Below are 15,321 nucleotides of genomic sequence, written 5' to 3'. Positions count from 1 at the left end.
TGATAGATATGAGCTATCCTCAGTGTTTTGTTTATCTATTCACGGCATATATGCTGATGAGCTGCGCCTTAACTTCAGGTCTAAAGACCTATGACCTACCAAGTCAAGGACAATTCACCACCAAGCAAGGTGCTGTAGTAGATGTCGTACAACTGACGCAACAAAATATTCCTCAAACAGGTTTTGCACTCGATACCAATATTGAAAGAATCCGTGGATTATTTAAAAAACAGCAAAAAACCTATTATCTTAGTCCCGGTGATGTTTTATCTATACAGTTATGGGCATATCCAGAAATCACTCAGCCCATACAACCCAATTCAAACAATGCTTCTGCTATCGGCTATCAAATAGATCCTTCTGGTTTCTTACAACTCCCTTTATTGGGGCGTATACATATTGCCGGTCAAACTTTAGCTGAAGCAAATCAATTCTTACAACAAAAATTTGCTGTTTATCTCAAACATCCAGATGTCGTTGTACGTGTTGTATCTTATGAAGGGCAACGCTATTTTGTAAATGGTCAGGTAGTAAAAAGCGGGCAATACACATTAAATGATCAACCCATTAGTATCTATACTGCATTAAGTATGGCGGGTGGAATCAATACAGAGTCTGGAGATAATACCAATATTCAATTAATTCGTGACCGACAAACCTATGACCTCAATGTTATTGCCCTAGAAAAAGAAGGTTTATCGCTACATCAGCTGCTGATTCAACCCAATGACACGTTATACATCAATACCAAACAAGAGCAAAAACTCTATGTCATGGGTGAATCAAACAAAAATATTGCACTCGCTCTACGCGATCAAGGCATGAAATTGAGCGATGTGCTTGGTGAAAGTGAAGGAATCAATCCTGAATCAGCAAGCTCTGCTCGCATTTATGTGATGCGCACAGATTTAAAAAATAAAACATCCACGATTTATCATTTAAACCTCAATAGTATTGGTAACTTAAGCTTAGCCAATCAATTTGAAATGCAAAGAAACGATATTGTTTATATCGATGCAACAGGTCTTACCCGATGGCAGCGCGTGATCGGTCAAATCGTTCCTTTTGCCAGTGCAATTTATTCTTTCCAACTGCTTGGAAGACCATAAATTATGCAAATTCAAAATATTTTAATTGTTTGTATGGGTAATATTTGTCGCAGCCCTATGGCTGAATACTTTCTCAAACAGCAATTTCCCAAACGACATATTTATTCTGCAGGCATTGCTGCCCTCGTCGCGCAAGCTGCTGATCAGAAATCCATTTTGGCCATGCAGAATTTTGGTATTGATATACAACAACATCGTGCCCGACAGCTACAGCTTGAACATCTCAAAACAGCAGAGCTCATTTTGGTCATGAGTAAACGTCAACAACAGCTATTAGAAACCAAGTGGCCTTTTATTAAAGGACGCGTTTTCCGTCTGGGACATTGGCAAAATGCCAACGTCGAAGATCCTTATCAGCAGGATCAAATTATTTTTGATCAGACCTGTAAGCAAATCAAAGCATATCTTGCTGATTGGCAAGAACATTTATAATAATCATTATAGTTGCTCAGTTATGAATCCGAATACTCAAAAAAATGATGATAGTCTTGACTTGAAAGAACTTTTTTTCTCTTTATTGGCGCAGTGGAAGCTCATTATACTGTGCATAAGCATCAGCCTTATCACCGCTTTACTCTATCTTAGAATTACGCCCAATATTTATTCTACGGATGCATTGGTACAAGTTGAGGATGGTAAAAGTGCCGCAGCTTCAGCTCTTTTGGGGCAACTCGGACAATTATCCAGTTCTGTTGCACAAAAATCTCCAGCTGAGGCAGAAATTGAAATTTTAAATTCCAGACTGGTATTGGGACAAGTCATTCAAAACCTAAATTTAGATCTTCGTATTGATGACGATCAAAACTCGCCTTTACAACGTTTGACCCAAAAAAGACCTTATCAAGTACATTACGATCCACATGCCGTCTCTGTGCAACAACAACTGGCACAATTCAAGATTCGTAAGTTTGATATTCCAGAAGCATTTCTCAATCAAACCTTGACACTCAGTTTTGATCAACCGCAAAAATTTACCCTACGCTATAATGATCAAGTGTTATTACGTGCGCCGCTCAACCAAGCCAATACTCTTCATCATGCACAAGGAACTTGGCAGATTCACATCGATAGTCAAAATGCGCAGCCTAAACAGAACTTTAAAATCACCAAATTGGCTATACCCACGGCGATGAACGAGTTTTATCAACATTATCAAGTATTAGAAAAAGCTAAGCTAACAGGTGTGATTGGCTTAAGTTATACCGGTACAGATCAACAGCATATTACTCAAGTCCTGAACAACGTTTTGCAAGTTTATCATCAACAAAATATCGAACGTAAAACACTCGAAGCCAAACAAACCCTCAACTTCTTAGACAAACAATTGCCTGAGCTCAAACAACAATTGGCAGATTCAGAAATAAAATTCAATAAATTTCGTGAAAAACACCATACTGTTGATGTAACCCAAGAATCAGAGCTGTTATTGAAACAAAATATAGAATTGGAAAAAGTAAAAATTGAACTCAAACAAAAATACGCCGAAATGGCATCACGCTATACCAATGATCATCCATTAATTACTGAAGTTAATGCTCAACTCAATGCAATAAACTCTAAAATCAATGAATTAGATGTAATCCTAAAAGGCTTACCCGAATTACAACGACAATATTTACAGCTCTATCGTGATGTCATGGTCAATACTGAACTGTATACCAATTTATTAAATAGTTACCATCAACTAAAAGTTGCAGAAGCAGGTGAAATTGGTAGTGTTCGCATTATTGATACCGCAATCAAACCTGTTGCCCCCATTAAACCATTGCATAGCTTAGTCATCTTATTTGCCATCTGTGCTGGCGCTTTTATTGGATTAATCCTTGCTGCATTAAGAAATCTATTTAGTGTTGGTCTTAAAGACAGTCATCAGATTGAGCAAAATCTAAACTTACCCGTCTATGCAACAATCCCGCGTTCAAAAATACAAGAAAATAGTCGCCATTTATTTAAAAAGCGCCGCCCCATCCCGATCCTTGCGGTTAAAAATAGTGAAGATATTGCTATTGAAAGCTTACGTAGTATTCGTACCACCATTCATTTCGCACTGAACCATGCGCGTAATAATATTATTGCGATCTCAGGTCCAGCCCCCGAAGTGGGTAAATCTTTTATCTCAGCTAATCTCGCCACAATCTTTGCGCAAAACAACAAAAAAATTCTATTAATGGATGCCGATCTGCGACGTGGTTACTTGCATCAATACTTTAATCATCAACATAGCCCCGGCTTATCTGAGTTCTTAAGTGGGCAAGTGGATTATGCTGAAACCATTATACAAAGTCATGTGAAAAATCTCGATTTTCTGCCACGCGGTAAAAGTCTACATACTCCCTCAGAGTTACTGACATCCACTGCATTTCAAACGCTACTCTCTACATTATCCAAGCAATACGACTACATCATTATGGATACACCACCAGTACTTGCAGTAACTGACAGCTTAATTATTTCACAATATGTTGGTGTGAATCTGGTCGTGGTCCGTTATGGTAAAACACAGTTACGTGAACTGGCACTCACGCAGAACCGTTTTGAACAAGTAGCAACTAAAATCAATGGTGTAATTATCAATGACGTACAAAATATCGGAGCGTTTGGTTACTCATATAATTATATCTACAGTTATCAAAGTCATAAGGAGAATTAAGCGATGCGCAGGATTCTTTGATATATGAGCTTTTATATATCAGCACAATCAGCACAATAAAAAGTTTAGGATCTTAGCATCTATAGTCAAACATGATCTCTAGTAGATATCGACCAATCTGCTAGAGAGTAGCCAGTAAGGGCTGAACTTAGTTATAACACAATTGAAAGATGTATATTTTTGGTTGATTTCCATTTAAAGATATACCGTTTGTCAAGGAAACGGTATATGCTGATTGCTTATGACGATATTGATCGCATGAAATAAAGATCAGAAATTGAGACCCTTATGAGTAAAGCATTACCTGTTACTGTTGCTGTCATTCTTGGCGGTGTAGCACTTGTTCCGATTTATTTTTCTAGTCAAAAAGCTGCTGAAGCTCAGACGACTGCGGCAGTCGTCAGCGATGCATCTAAACCAGCCACAGCAGCAAGCGCCTCAACAACATCCAATAGCACGATTGCCAAAGTCAGCTATATGCTCGGTTATGAACTGGGTGCTTCACAACAAGTTCCACCAAATATCGATGGTTCTGCCTTATCGAATGGCATCAAAGATGCGTCGAATGGTAAAGAGCCTAAATATAGTGAAGCTGAACTACAAGCTGCTTTCACCGAATACAAAGCGCAACTCCTGCAAGAAATGGAGCGAGAAGCTAAAATTTCAGGTGCTGAAGGGGCCAAATTCCTCGCAGAAAATGCCAAGAAGCCTGATGTTAAAACGACTGCAACGGGTCTACAGTATAAAATTACCAATCCGGGTACTGGCAAGCAACCCAAAGCTGACTCTATGGTAACAGTGCACTATAAAGGGCAGCTGATCAGTGGCAAAGTATTCGATAGTTCATATAAAAAGAATCAACCCATCGACTTTAAACTAAATGAAGTTATTCCAGGTTGGACTGAAGGCTTACAACTTTTAAAAGAGGGTGGTAAGGCGACGTTATATGTACCTGCCAAACTTGCTTATGGTGAACGCAGTGTGCCAGGCATCCCAGCCAATAGTACCCTCATTTTTGATGTTGAACTGATCAAAGTGAAATAAAAATAGTTTAAGAAGAGTAGTGACTACTCTTCTTTTTTTTCGGGAACACATGATGAAAAAAATAATCATTGCAAGCCTAAGCTTTATGACAGCGACTGCAAGCTTTGCAAGCGCACCCATTTCAGATAAAAGCTCGACCAAAGACCAAGTCAGCTATAGCTATGGCTATATTATGGGGCGAAATAATGCTGAGGTACTCAAAGATGTAAACCTCAATGCATTTATTGTAGGGGTACAACAAGGTGCAGCAGAACAAAAGCCTGCATTAAAAGAAGAACAAATGGCCAAAGTGCTCACACAATATAAAAAACGTAGTGATGCACAGCAAATCGCAGCCTTTCAGGCATTGGCGACTAAAAATGCCCAAAATGGCGAAGCATTCTTAAAAGCCAATGCAGCAAAACCAGAAGTCAAAACAACGAAATCAGGCTTGCAATATCAAGTTCTAAAAGCTGGACAAGGCGCTCGACCTAAAGCCAATTCAACTGTTACGGTTCAATATGAAGGTCGTTTATTAGATGGAACAATCTTTGATAGCTCTATTGCACGTGAACAAAGCGTTGATTTTCAAGTGAGCCAAGTCATTGCAGGATGGACTGAAGGTTTACAATTGATGCAAGAAGGTGCGTCATATCGCTTCTTTATTCCAGCTAAATTAGCTTATGGCGAGATCGGTTCAGGTGATGCGATCGAGCCCAACAGCACGCTTATTTTTGATATTGAACTGGTTAAAGTTAAACCTTAAATGGATGTATAACCATCAAAAGTACCGCAAAGCGAAATCCATGCTTATGCTGTATGGATGACTCTAAGACGCCGCAAGCTGTCCTAGTGCAACGGTAAAAACCAAAAAAATAGACATCGTTAGCATGTCTATTTTTTTGGGGTTTTTATAGCAAGCAATTTTTAATCAATGAACACGCTCTAGATCATCAGCACACACTTATTCTGGTTTTAAATGGCGTGGGCGGAAACCTGTAACCAATAAAGCAATACCATAGGCCGCCGCACCAACAATACAAAAGATCACTACTTCTATGATACGTAACCATTGTGCCGCTTGGGTGTCATACCATGTCAACGCATAATATAACGCCAATGCCATGGTAATATTGGCGATTGCAAACTGTACGAACAGTTTCTTCCAATGCCGCCCAAAACGATAAATATTACGGCGATGCAAATAGTAGTACAACATGCCAGCATTAACCAAGGCAGAACCAGATGAAGCAATACCCAATGCCATGTGTTCGGCTTCCCAGCCGATCAGCTTAAATAGACCAATAAAAATCACGTTTAAAATTGCATTGGCAGCAACAGCCATCAGACCAACACGTACTGGTGTTTTGGTGTCTTGCATTGCATAAAACCCTGGCGCAAATACTTTAATCAACATAAAAGCCAACACCCCAGCACTCATACATTGCAGGGCTAATGCTGTCATTTGCGTATCTCGTAACGTAAACTCACCATGTTGGAATAGGGCTTGAATAATAGGTGTCGATAACATAAATAGCGCAATACTGGCAGGCACGCCCACCAAAACAATCACCTTCGCTGCCCAGTCCAACATAGCTTTAAACTTTGCTTGATCTTGTTCTGCCTGACGCATAGATAAGGACGGCAAAATTACTGTGCCAATAGCAACACCAATCAAGCCCAATGGGAGTTCCGTCATGCGTTCCGCACTATATAACCAAGAAACCGAACCATCTTGCATAAACGAAGCCCAAATCGTATTGAGCAATAAATTAATCTGCGTCACTGAGACACCGAATAGCGCCGGTAACATCAGCTTTAAGATGCGATCTACCCCTTCATGTTTAAAATCAATTTTGGGTGGAATAAGTAATTTTTTACGCCACAATTCAGGAATCTGTATCGCCAGTTGTAGTACTCCCGCTGCCACAACAGCCCACCCCAAAGCCTGAATAGGCTCTGCCATATGCGGTGCCAACCACCATGCGCCAGCAATCATGGCGATATTGAGCAATACTGGAGCAAATGCTGGTGTCGAAAATGAGCCATAACTATTTAAGATGCTGCTGGCAAATGCAGTCAGCGACATAAACATCAAATAAGGAATAGTTAAACGAAACATTGAGACAGCCAAATCAAACTTGGCGGCATTATCATGAAAACCCGGTGCATATACATAAATAATTACAGGCGCTGCAATCATCGCGACTAAGGTCAACAAAGACATGGTCAACAATAAACACCCAAAGACTCGGCTAATCAGAATCTGTACTTCGGCATGTAATTTTTGTGTTTTATACTCAGTCAATACTGGAATAAACGCTTGGGAAAATGCCCCCTCAGCAAATAACCGACGAAAGAAATTGGGGATCCGAAAAGCCACTACGAAGGTATCAAAATCTTTCCCTGCACCAAATACATTGAGCAAGACCATATCACGGACCAAACCCAACACCCGTGACAGCATGGTCATTGCACTCACGATAAAGGTGGATCGCCACAGCGCCATGTATTACTCTCAATTTCAGTAAAAGAGCTTATTGTAATCAAACTACTGAAAAATAGCGTTAGTTATCAGTAATAGCTGACTTATTTTTTCATATGGTTCCGCAGCACAATGCGGTTTTATTGCCTGCTTTCCGCAGTAAAAGCCAAACTTTACGCACTCCAATATGCTTATCCGATCTTCTGCACATGGTTATTGCGCGCATGAAGTAAGCTGCGGAAATATAGCCAATCAAAATGCGGACCTGGATCGGTTTTACGTACAGGTGCGATATCGGAATGCCCTGCAATATGCGATTTAATTTTAGGATAAGCCTGTTGTATAACTGCAACCACTGCACTCAAAGATTGGTATTGTGCTTCACTAAAATCACAATCATCACTGCCTTCTAATTCAATTCCAATCGAATAATCATTACATTCTTCTTTGCCCAAATACTGTGAACGCCCTGCATGCCATGCTCGATCATTCAGATTGACAAATTGTAAGACTTCACCTGATCTTAAAATCAACAGATGCGCAGAGACTTTCATTCCTTCTATACTTTTAAAATATGGGTGTAATGACCAATCTAACTGATTTTGAAAAAACTGTTGAATGTATCCTCCACCAAATTGAGCGGGTGGCAAACTGATATTATGAATAACAATCAGCTGAATCTCAGTATCTGTAGGACGTGCATTAAAATTAGGCGAATGGTAAGTCGTTGCACCAATAACTTCACCGGCTTCAATCTGAAAATTTGGGGCATCGGGCATGCCAGCATCCTCTAGTGTCGAAGGCATTATGATGAGCACACTGAAGTTCTCGATTGAACCCCAACGATCAATCATGCAAAATTTAAAAACGTATTAAAACACAGCTTGACGATGCTAAACTAGCGCCTGTTGTGTATATCAGTGCATTTAAAGGATTTTTCATGAGCATATCGGCTTCACTCTTGCAGCAATCAATTCAAAGTAATATTCAACAGGCATTACAAGAAGATATCGGCACTGGTGATATCACGGCACTGCTTACACCAGAACAACAACATGCGACTGCAACGGTTATCAGCCGTGAAGACATGATTTTAGCTGGACAACCGTGGGTAGATGCGCTCATTGCTCATTTTGATCCAACGATTGTTGCGACATGGCATCAACAAGATGGTCAACCGGTCAAAGCCAATGAACGCTTTCTTACCCTGACTGGCAAAGCCCGAAGTTTGTTGACTATTGAACGTAGTGCATTGAATTTTATTCAATGTCTGTCCGCTGTTGCCACCAAAACAGCACAGTATGTACAGCAACTCGATGGCTTGTCGACCAAACTCCTCGATACCCGTAAAACATTGCCAGGACTACGTATTGCACAAAAATATGCTGTTGCAATTGGTGGCGGACAAAATCATCGCTTAGGCTTATTTGATGCCTTTTTAATTAAAGAAAATCATATTATGGCAGCAGGTGGAATCGCCCAAGCGATTGCGCAAGCACGGCAAATCGCTGCGGATAAACCTGTAGAAGTTGAGGTCGAAAACTGGGATGAACTAGAGCAAGCATTGGATGCCAAAGCAGATATCATTATGTTAGATAATTTTAGTCAACAGCAAATGATTGATGCCGTTCAATATGTTGCAGGTCGAAGTAAACTTGAAGCTTCTGGTAATATTACGCTGCATAATTTACGCAGCGTTGCCAGTACTGGGGTCGACTATATTTCGATGGGTGTACTCACCAAAGATGTAACAGCAATTGATCTTTCCATGCGATTTCAAAGCATTTGATATACAATATAAGATATTGATATAGCAGTATTATTTACAATGATACTGCTTTTTGAATGTTGACCAAACACTTTAAAATAGCGCATGCGGTAACATTGCAAAACGATGACACAGTCGTATAATAGCTGTTTTATTTTTCAGCACTAGTCAGACTGCAATGAAATTATGGCAACAGCAGCTCATCTTTTTACTTGTCGCTTTGTTATCTGTAGTTATTTTCTTTTTTACCCAAGAAGATATTCAACGCTTTCTCAAGTTTAGCAGCAGCTATCAACAGTTTCGCCTGTATAAATATGGCTTCTCCATTATTTTAAATTACGCATTACTCTGTGGTTTCTATTTGATTTTACGTAAAACGCTAGCCACTGTTTTACTCAGTCAATTTTTAATTATTCTGCTGACCTTTATTAATACACAAAAAGAACGTTATCTTTCTGCCAGTTTAGTACCAACTGATTTCTTTTTATTACGAGAAACATGGATCGCCACCCCCCTGCCGCTAAAATTTGGCGTACTGGCAATCTTTGCTTTGTTTATTGCTTTGTTTGTTTATCTATACCGTAAAGAAAAAGCTGAGCCATCACGCCATCTGATTTTAAATGTAGTCAGTGCAAGCCTAATTTTAGGCTTTTTTGTAGCTGCCAATTTTAAGAATAATTTCCAAGCAGTATGTACCAAGACGGATGCTTCCACCTTATGCCGTTATACCACCTATCTACCCAATACCCGTGGGGAATGGGCTGGCGATCATCTCAATATTAAAAATCTCGGTTTTAGCGCGTTCTTTTTTTCTAAATCCATCGATCAACTCAAAAATAAAATTTATCACGGACAACCCGTGAGCAAAGAAAAAATTGAACAGCTCTTTTGGCCCAATGGTCAACCAGAGCAAGTGGCGGCTTTGGCAGGTGATGCTGCCGCACCAGCTGATGAGCTCAACACACAAGCCGAAGCCTCTGCACTTATACCTTCTCAAGCAACCCCGATTTTGGTCAATGCTGAAAAGACCAGCAACGCGCACCTTCCCAATATCGTTTTTGTGATGAGTGAATCGCATTGGGATGCGGAACAACTCGATAAGCGCCTACCACGCAATTTAACCCCGCATATCAATCGTCAACAGGTCTCTAAAATCCTGTCGCCAAGCTTTGGGGGGGGCACCGCAAATGTTGAATTTGAAGTATTGACCAGCCTCAATGTCTTTATGAATCAACAAGAACTAATGTACGTTGCCAAAATTAAACGTCCAATCTACTCTTTAGCCAATTACTTCAATGATTTAGGCTATCAAAGCACAGCCATGCACAACAATGGTAAGTATTTCTATAATCGTGCTGCTGTTTATCAACACCTTGGTTTTCATCGTTTTATTTCAATCGAAAATATGACGACCACAGAAAACCGTAAACAATTTATTAATCAAGGTGGCTGGGCAACTGATGATTTAATTTATCACAGTATTGAACAACAATTGACACATGCTGACCAACCGCAGTTTATCTATGCCATTAGTGTGGAAAATCATCCAATGTATCACGATGACCGCTTTGGCAAAGGTGAGGATCTCAGTCATAACCCTGATTTAACTGCCGCGAGTCGTCGTCAAATCAATACCTATATGCGTGGTATGCAACGTGCCGATGAGAAATTACAATCTCTGATCGACTATGCCAAGACCTTAGAACGTCCAACCATGATCATCTTCTTTGGTGATCATTTGCCAAACCTGCAAAAAGTTTATGATGAATATCATTTCTTTGCTTCAGATCAACAAAAGCAGCAAAAAGATCAGCCTAAGTTTTTTACCACGCCATTGGCTGTGTGGAGTAACTTTGCTTTAGATCGTCAGCAATTTAAAGCAGATTATATTGCGACACCTTTTTTAGCGCCCAGACTCTTAACTGCGGCCCACTTGCCTTTATCGCCCTATTATCAATATATTCAGTCTGTCAATCAGTGCTATAGCGCCATTCATCAAATTGGTCTCAAACATGCCAAACAATGTCAGCCGGATGCCAAACAAATCCTTGCCGATTACCAAGCATTAAATGATGATATTTTATATGGTAAAAACTATAGCTACCAATTATTACAACCTGCAAAGACCCCTTAAACAGCAGGCTAACGCTGTAGATCACCCAGTGACATGGACCTCGGGTTCAACAAAATAAAGACAATAAAAAATGCCGACATCATAATCGGCATTTTTTAACAAAGACTTTATATAAATATCATCGCCTAGCTAAAGTGCTAAAATTTGCGCTGTTATTTACCAATCTAATGCTGTTTTTTGTTTCTGAATCAACTCCTTAATGCCTTGTTCAGCAAGTTGCAACATGCTATTGCACTGTTCGCGCGTAAAGGGTTTATCTTCAGCGGTGCCTTGAATTTCAATAAACTCACCCGCTTGGGTCATCACCACGTTTAAGTCGGTCTGGCAATTAGAATCTTCTTCATAACACAGATCCAGCAATGCCTGATCTTGGAAAATACCAACAGATACCGCAGCAATTAAGCCTTTAAGAGGATCTTGTTTAATTTTCTTTTGTTCAATTAAAACATTTACGGCATCAACCAGTGCAACTGCAGCACCGGTAATGGATGCGGTACGGGTACCACCATCTGCTTGAATCACATCACAGTCAATGTTAATGGTATGTTCACCGAGTTTTTTGAGGTCAATCATGGCGCGTAAACTACGCCCAATCAAACGTTGAATTTCTTGTGTACGACCACTTTGTTTACCACGTGCCGCCTCACGATCACTACGTGTATGGGTAGAACGCGGTAACATGCCATACTCAGCAGTCACCCATCCCTGACCTTGCCCCTTGAGAAAACGCGGCACGCTATGATCAATACTCGCAGTGCACAATACTTTGGTATGACCAAACTCGATAAGCACTGATCCTTCTGCGTAACGGGTATAATTACGGGTAATTTTAATGTCACGTAATTGATCTAAGGCACGTTGGTCTATACGCATAACTCATCCTTATAAGAGCTTAAACTGAATTTATGCCAGTATAACAGATGCCTGTTCAAACATTGATTCGACGATGTTGCCAATCAATAAATATATTCGCTTGTATTCACTCAATTAAAATCACTGCAATACCGCAAGATTACGAACCTTAATTACGCCAACGCGCTTTGAAACGGCGAACCAAACCTTGACCACTGCGCTTTAGTAACAAAGCAGCCGTCTCTGAGATGCTCAAATCATCAGGGAGAGCATGCTCAGCTAAACGTTGCCAGACGCCCAAAAATTGCTTAGCAAAATTTGCTTGATTATAGTAAAGACCATATTCCTGACATAAAGCTTCGATCTCTGGTGCAATTTCAGCATAGCGATTGGCAGGTAGATCGGGAAACAAATGATGCTCGATCTGATGGCTCAAATTTCCACTGAGGATATGCAACCACTGCGCTCCAGTAAAATTACTAGAGCCAAGTATCTGTCGAATATACCATTCTGCCCGACTTTCTTCACCATTAGGCACCTGACTAAATGTCTGTGCTTGCTCAGTAAAATGACCCGTAAAAATCACAGCCGAAGCCCAAATATTACGTATAATATTGGCAGTAAAATTGGCAGTAAATACGGCAGGCGCATTGATACCCGAGATCGCTGGGAAAAACACATAGTCTTTGAGAACTTGTCGCAACGCTTTACGACGTACCCCTGCAGACTGTTGCCAGACCGCAGACCATGTTTTGCGCTTATAAACCATGACATCTTCTAAATGCAAATTCTGTAAGCCGACATACCATTCAAAAAATAGCATCAATTGAATGGCTAAAGGAATATTCCAGATAAAACGCACCTCCCAGGGTTGTGCCTGACTGACACGTAATAGACCATAGCCAACATCATGATCCTGCCCGACGATATTGGTATAAGTATGATGGATATAATTATGACAATAGCGCCAATCATCTCCCGTGGCGATGGTATCCCAGTCATATCGACTACCATTTAAACTCTGGTCATTGAGCCAATCAAATTGACCATGCATCACATTATGACCCAGCTCCATATTTTCTACGATCTTAGAAACGCCTAACAGGGCTGTAGCAGCGAGCCAAACTGGGGGAAGCCATGCAGCGAACGTCAGTAAAGTCCGTGCACCTGCTTCACTATAACGCACAAAATTGCGAATTTTACGGATATAGCGCGCATCTTTTTCACCGAGATCAAGAATAATACGCTGGCGAATCTCATCAATGCGCTGTCCAAATTGTTCGATTTGTACAGTGCTTAAACCAGAGACATGCTGACTTGGAAAAAATTGTTGTGACATATTCATTGTAATACTCCAGCTCTATACGCATGGGTCTAAATTGTTATGGGTCTAACCTGCTTTAGCGCTATTGTTTTTAAATTGGTTTTTTAACTTCATTTTTAGCTTAGTTTTTTATAGATTAACTGATACTTTGACACACAGATCTGATGAATAAGCCGTTGCAATTTTAAATGATTGTATAGGGATATACAGCTATTCGATCTATGCTGTTTCAAGATATAGGCAACTATAAACAAAAGCCTTGACCCAAAGCTGTTTATTTTTGTGCCCTGCGCTCAATAAAATCCTGCTTTCTTCAAAAAGAATTGAAAAAACTGATATAGAACATCACACTACTTTTTAATCGTATCGCAACATACCATCTAACGGTATTTTGCAATCAAGCAGATATCAGCTGTACTTTTTTGATAGACTCAAAGGGAATGGAATGAATAGAGAACAAGAATATGTCGATTCGCGATGAGCGTAAATTACAAAGCCGTCAAGCCTTACTCAATGCAGCCTTGTCATTGAGTCGTGCAGGTCGTGCTTTTTCGAGTATCAGTTTACGCGAACTGACCCGCGAAGTAGGTCTAGTGCCAACAGCTTTTTATCGGCATTTTAATGATATGAGCCAACTGGGGACTGAGCTTGTCGATCAGGTTTCTGTTGATATTAAAACCGTTTTATATCAAATTGGGCGTAATTATTTAGTGCCTGATCGCAATCATTCTAGTTTAGATATTTTTATCACCGCTGTGGAGCAAAACCCTGCACCATGGATTTTTATGATTTCTGAGCGCTGGGGAGGTTCCGAACAATTACGTTTGGCGATTTCGCGTGAAATTAATTTTTTAGTTGAAGATTTAAGCCAAGAATTTGCCAAAATAGATGCCATACAGCAATTACAAAATCTAAATCATCTCAATGCACTCACAGGCATTTTGATTAATCTTTCTTTTACTTGGGCAATGTCATGGATTGATTTGCTGCAACAGCCACCTGCCAGTGAACAAAATGCAGAAAAAGAACGGCTCAAACAACATATCACTCAACAAGCGCACTTAATGTTTTGTGGCGCGGTTCATACTGCAAAATCAACCGCACAAGGTCATCCTTTCGATCAATAATGTCTATCACTACAATTTTGCAGTGACAACTTTCTAAGCCGCAACATTGTTTAAACGACAGAAAAAAACCTGCCGTAGCAGGTTTAATCATCAAAACAGTTCATGGTAATTTTTTATATTTTATTTGGCTGCACGTTCTTTCTTAACAAGGTAATCCAGAACTTGGGTTACTTTCCCATCTTCACCTGTCACGATGTATTTACCATTCACAACCACAGCTGGTACGCCTGTCAGTTGATATTGTTGTGCGAGTTTATTGGATTCAGCGATTTTGGCACTAATAGCAAATGAATTAAATAAACCATTGAATTTCGCTTCTGGGACACCATATGCTGTATAAAATTTTGCCAAAGAAGCTTGATCAAAAATTTGTTTATTTTCAGCATGAATTGCATGCATTAAGGGTAAATGCGTTTTTTGACGAATGCCCAATGCCTCAGATACATAATATGCACGTGCACCTTGTTCCCATAATTTATTCATTGCCGCGGGTGTACGTAAAAAGCGTACATCTTTAGGCATATTCTTTAACCAAGTTTGCATATGCGGTTCTAAGGTATAACAATGTGGGCAACCGTACCAAAAGAACTCACGTACTTCGATCTTACCAGGCACATCAACTTTACCCGGATTCTTAATCACCGTGTAGTCTTTACCTGCAACGAAATCTGCTGCCATGCTTTGCATTGAGAAGGCCATGATGCCAGCAGCGATGCCAGCCAAAATAAATTTTTTCATTACGCTGTTTATCCTCGAATTGTACAGCCTATAGCTTATGTGCTAACTATAAAACAAATATGGGAAAATCGTTTTGCTTATGTGAAGTTTTTTTCAGGATTGATCGCTTTT

13 protein-coding genes are annotated in these 15,321 nt (G+C 40.0%); 8 read left to right on the top strand and 5 right to left on the bottom strand.

The window, feature by feature from the left end; translation table 11 throughout:
- Positions 1-8 precede the first annotated feature (8 nt).
- The 5 genes from BFG52_RS00520 to BFG52_RS00500 all read left to right on the top strand — a co-directional run bounded on the left by BFG52_RS00520 (position 9) and on the right by BFG52_RS00500 (position 5,548).
- Positions 9-1,109 (top strand): polysaccharide biosynthesis/export family protein, encoded by a 1,101-nt coding sequence (locus BFG52_RS00520; RefSeq protein ID WP_067551191.1) that lies wholly within the window; start codon positions 9-11, stop codon positions 1,107-1,109.
- 3 nt (positions 1,110-1,112) lie between these two features.
- Positions 1,113-1,541: a low molecular weight protein-tyrosine-phosphatase gene (locus BFG52_RS00515; protein ID WP_067551188.1), complete on the top strand. Its 429-nt coding sequence runs from the start codon at positions 1,113-1,115 to the stop codon at positions 1,539-1,541.
- A 22-nt stretch (positions 1,542-1,563) separates the two neighbouring features.
- Entirely contained in the window at positions 1,564-3,759 is a 2,196-nt protein-coding gene (locus BFG52_RS00510; protein WP_067551186.1) for a polysaccharide biosynthesis tyrosine autokinase, read from the top strand.
- A gap of 288 nt (positions 3,760-4,047) precedes the next feature.
- Positions 4,048-4,803 (top strand): FKBP-type peptidyl-prolyl cis-trans isomerase, encoded by a 756-nt coding sequence (locus BFG52_RS00505; protein WP_067551184.1) that lies wholly within the window; start codon positions 4,048-4,050, stop codon positions 4,801-4,803.
- Between the two features lie 52 nt (positions 4,804-4,855).
- Complete coding sequence (locus BFG52_RS00500) at positions 4,856-5,548, top strand: FKBP-type peptidyl-prolyl cis-trans isomerase (RefSeq protein WP_067551181.1); 693 nt, start codon at positions 4,856-4,858, stop codon at positions 5,546-5,548.
- A 198-nt stretch (positions 5,549-5,746) separates the two neighbouring features.
- On the opposite strand, the gene murJ is transcribed toward BFG52_RS00500, so the two are convergent.
- Together murJ and ampD are read right to left on the bottom strand one after the other, a co-directional pair.
- On the bottom strand, positions 5,747-7,291 hold the full coding sequence (gene murJ / locus BFG52_RS00495) for a murein biosynthesis integral membrane protein MurJ (RefSeq protein ID WP_067551178.1): 1,545 nt from the start codon (positions 7,289-7,291) through the stop codon (positions 5,747-5,749).
- Between the two features lie 167 nt (positions 7,292-7,458).
- Positions 7,459-8,046, bottom strand: a complete 588-nt coding sequence (gene ampD / locus BFG52_RS00490) for a 1,6-anhydro-N-acetylmuramyl-L-alanine amidase AmpD (protein WP_067551175.1) — start codon at positions 8,044-8,046, stop codon at positions 7,459-7,461.
- Positions 8,047-8,207: 161 nt separating this feature from the next.
- On the opposite strand from ampD, the gene nadC reads away from it, so the two are divergent.
- Positions 8,208-9,056 carry a carboxylating nicotinate-nucleotide diphosphorylase gene (nadC, locus tag BFG52_RS00485; protein WP_067551172.1) on the top strand — a complete coding sequence of 283 codons (849 nt, stop codon included), beginning with the start codon at positions 8,208-8,210 and terminating at the stop codon, positions 9,054-9,056.
- Between the two features lie 157 nt (positions 9,057-9,213).
- Entirely contained in the window at positions 9,214-11,169 is a 1,956-nt protein-coding gene (locus tag BFG52_RS00480; RefSeq protein WP_067551169.1) for an LTA synthase family protein, read from the top strand.
- A gap of 156 nt (positions 11,170-11,325) precedes the next feature.
- On the opposite strand, the gene rph is transcribed toward BFG52_RS00480, so the two are convergent.
- Positions 11,326-12,042 carry a ribonuclease PH gene (rph, locus tag BFG52_RS00475; RefSeq protein ID WP_067551166.1) on the bottom strand — a complete coding sequence of 239 codons (717 nt, stop codon included), beginning with the start codon at positions 12,040-12,042 and terminating at the stop codon, positions 11,326-11,328.
- Positions 12,043-12,190: 148 nt separating this feature from the next.
- Positions 12,191-13,366: a fatty acid desaturase family protein gene (locus BFG52_RS00470; protein ID WP_067551163.1), complete on the bottom strand. Its 1,176-nt coding sequence runs from the start codon at positions 13,364-13,366 to the stop codon at positions 12,191-12,193.
- 443 nt (positions 13,367-13,809) lie between these two features.
- Between BFG52_RS00470 and BFG52_RS00465 the strand changes: the two genes are divergently transcribed.
- Complete coding sequence (locus BFG52_RS00465) at positions 13,810-14,472, top strand: TetR family transcriptional regulator (RefSeq protein ID WP_067551161.1); 663 nt, start codon at positions 13,810-13,812, stop codon at positions 14,470-14,472.
- A gap of 120 nt (positions 14,473-14,592) precedes the next feature.
- Here the strand turns inward: BFG52_RS00465 and BFG52_RS00460 are convergent, their stop codons facing one another.
- The gene (locus BFG52_RS00460) at positions 14,593-15,210 is read right to left on the bottom strand and encodes a thiol:disulfide interchange protein DsbA/DsbL (protein WP_067551158.1); all 618 of its coding nucleotides are present in this window, start codon (positions 15,208-15,210) and stop codon (positions 14,593-14,595) included.
- Positions 15,211-15,321: the final 111 nt, after the last annotated feature.

Source organism: Acinetobacter larvae (assembly GCF_001704115.1).
GTDB lineage: Bacteria > Pseudomonadota > Gammaproteobacteria > Pseudomonadales > Moraxellaceae > Acinetobacter > Acinetobacter larvae.
The sequence above is the reverse complement of the archived record's forward strand: the minus strand, read 5'-3'. Positions and strand labels throughout refer to the sequence as shown.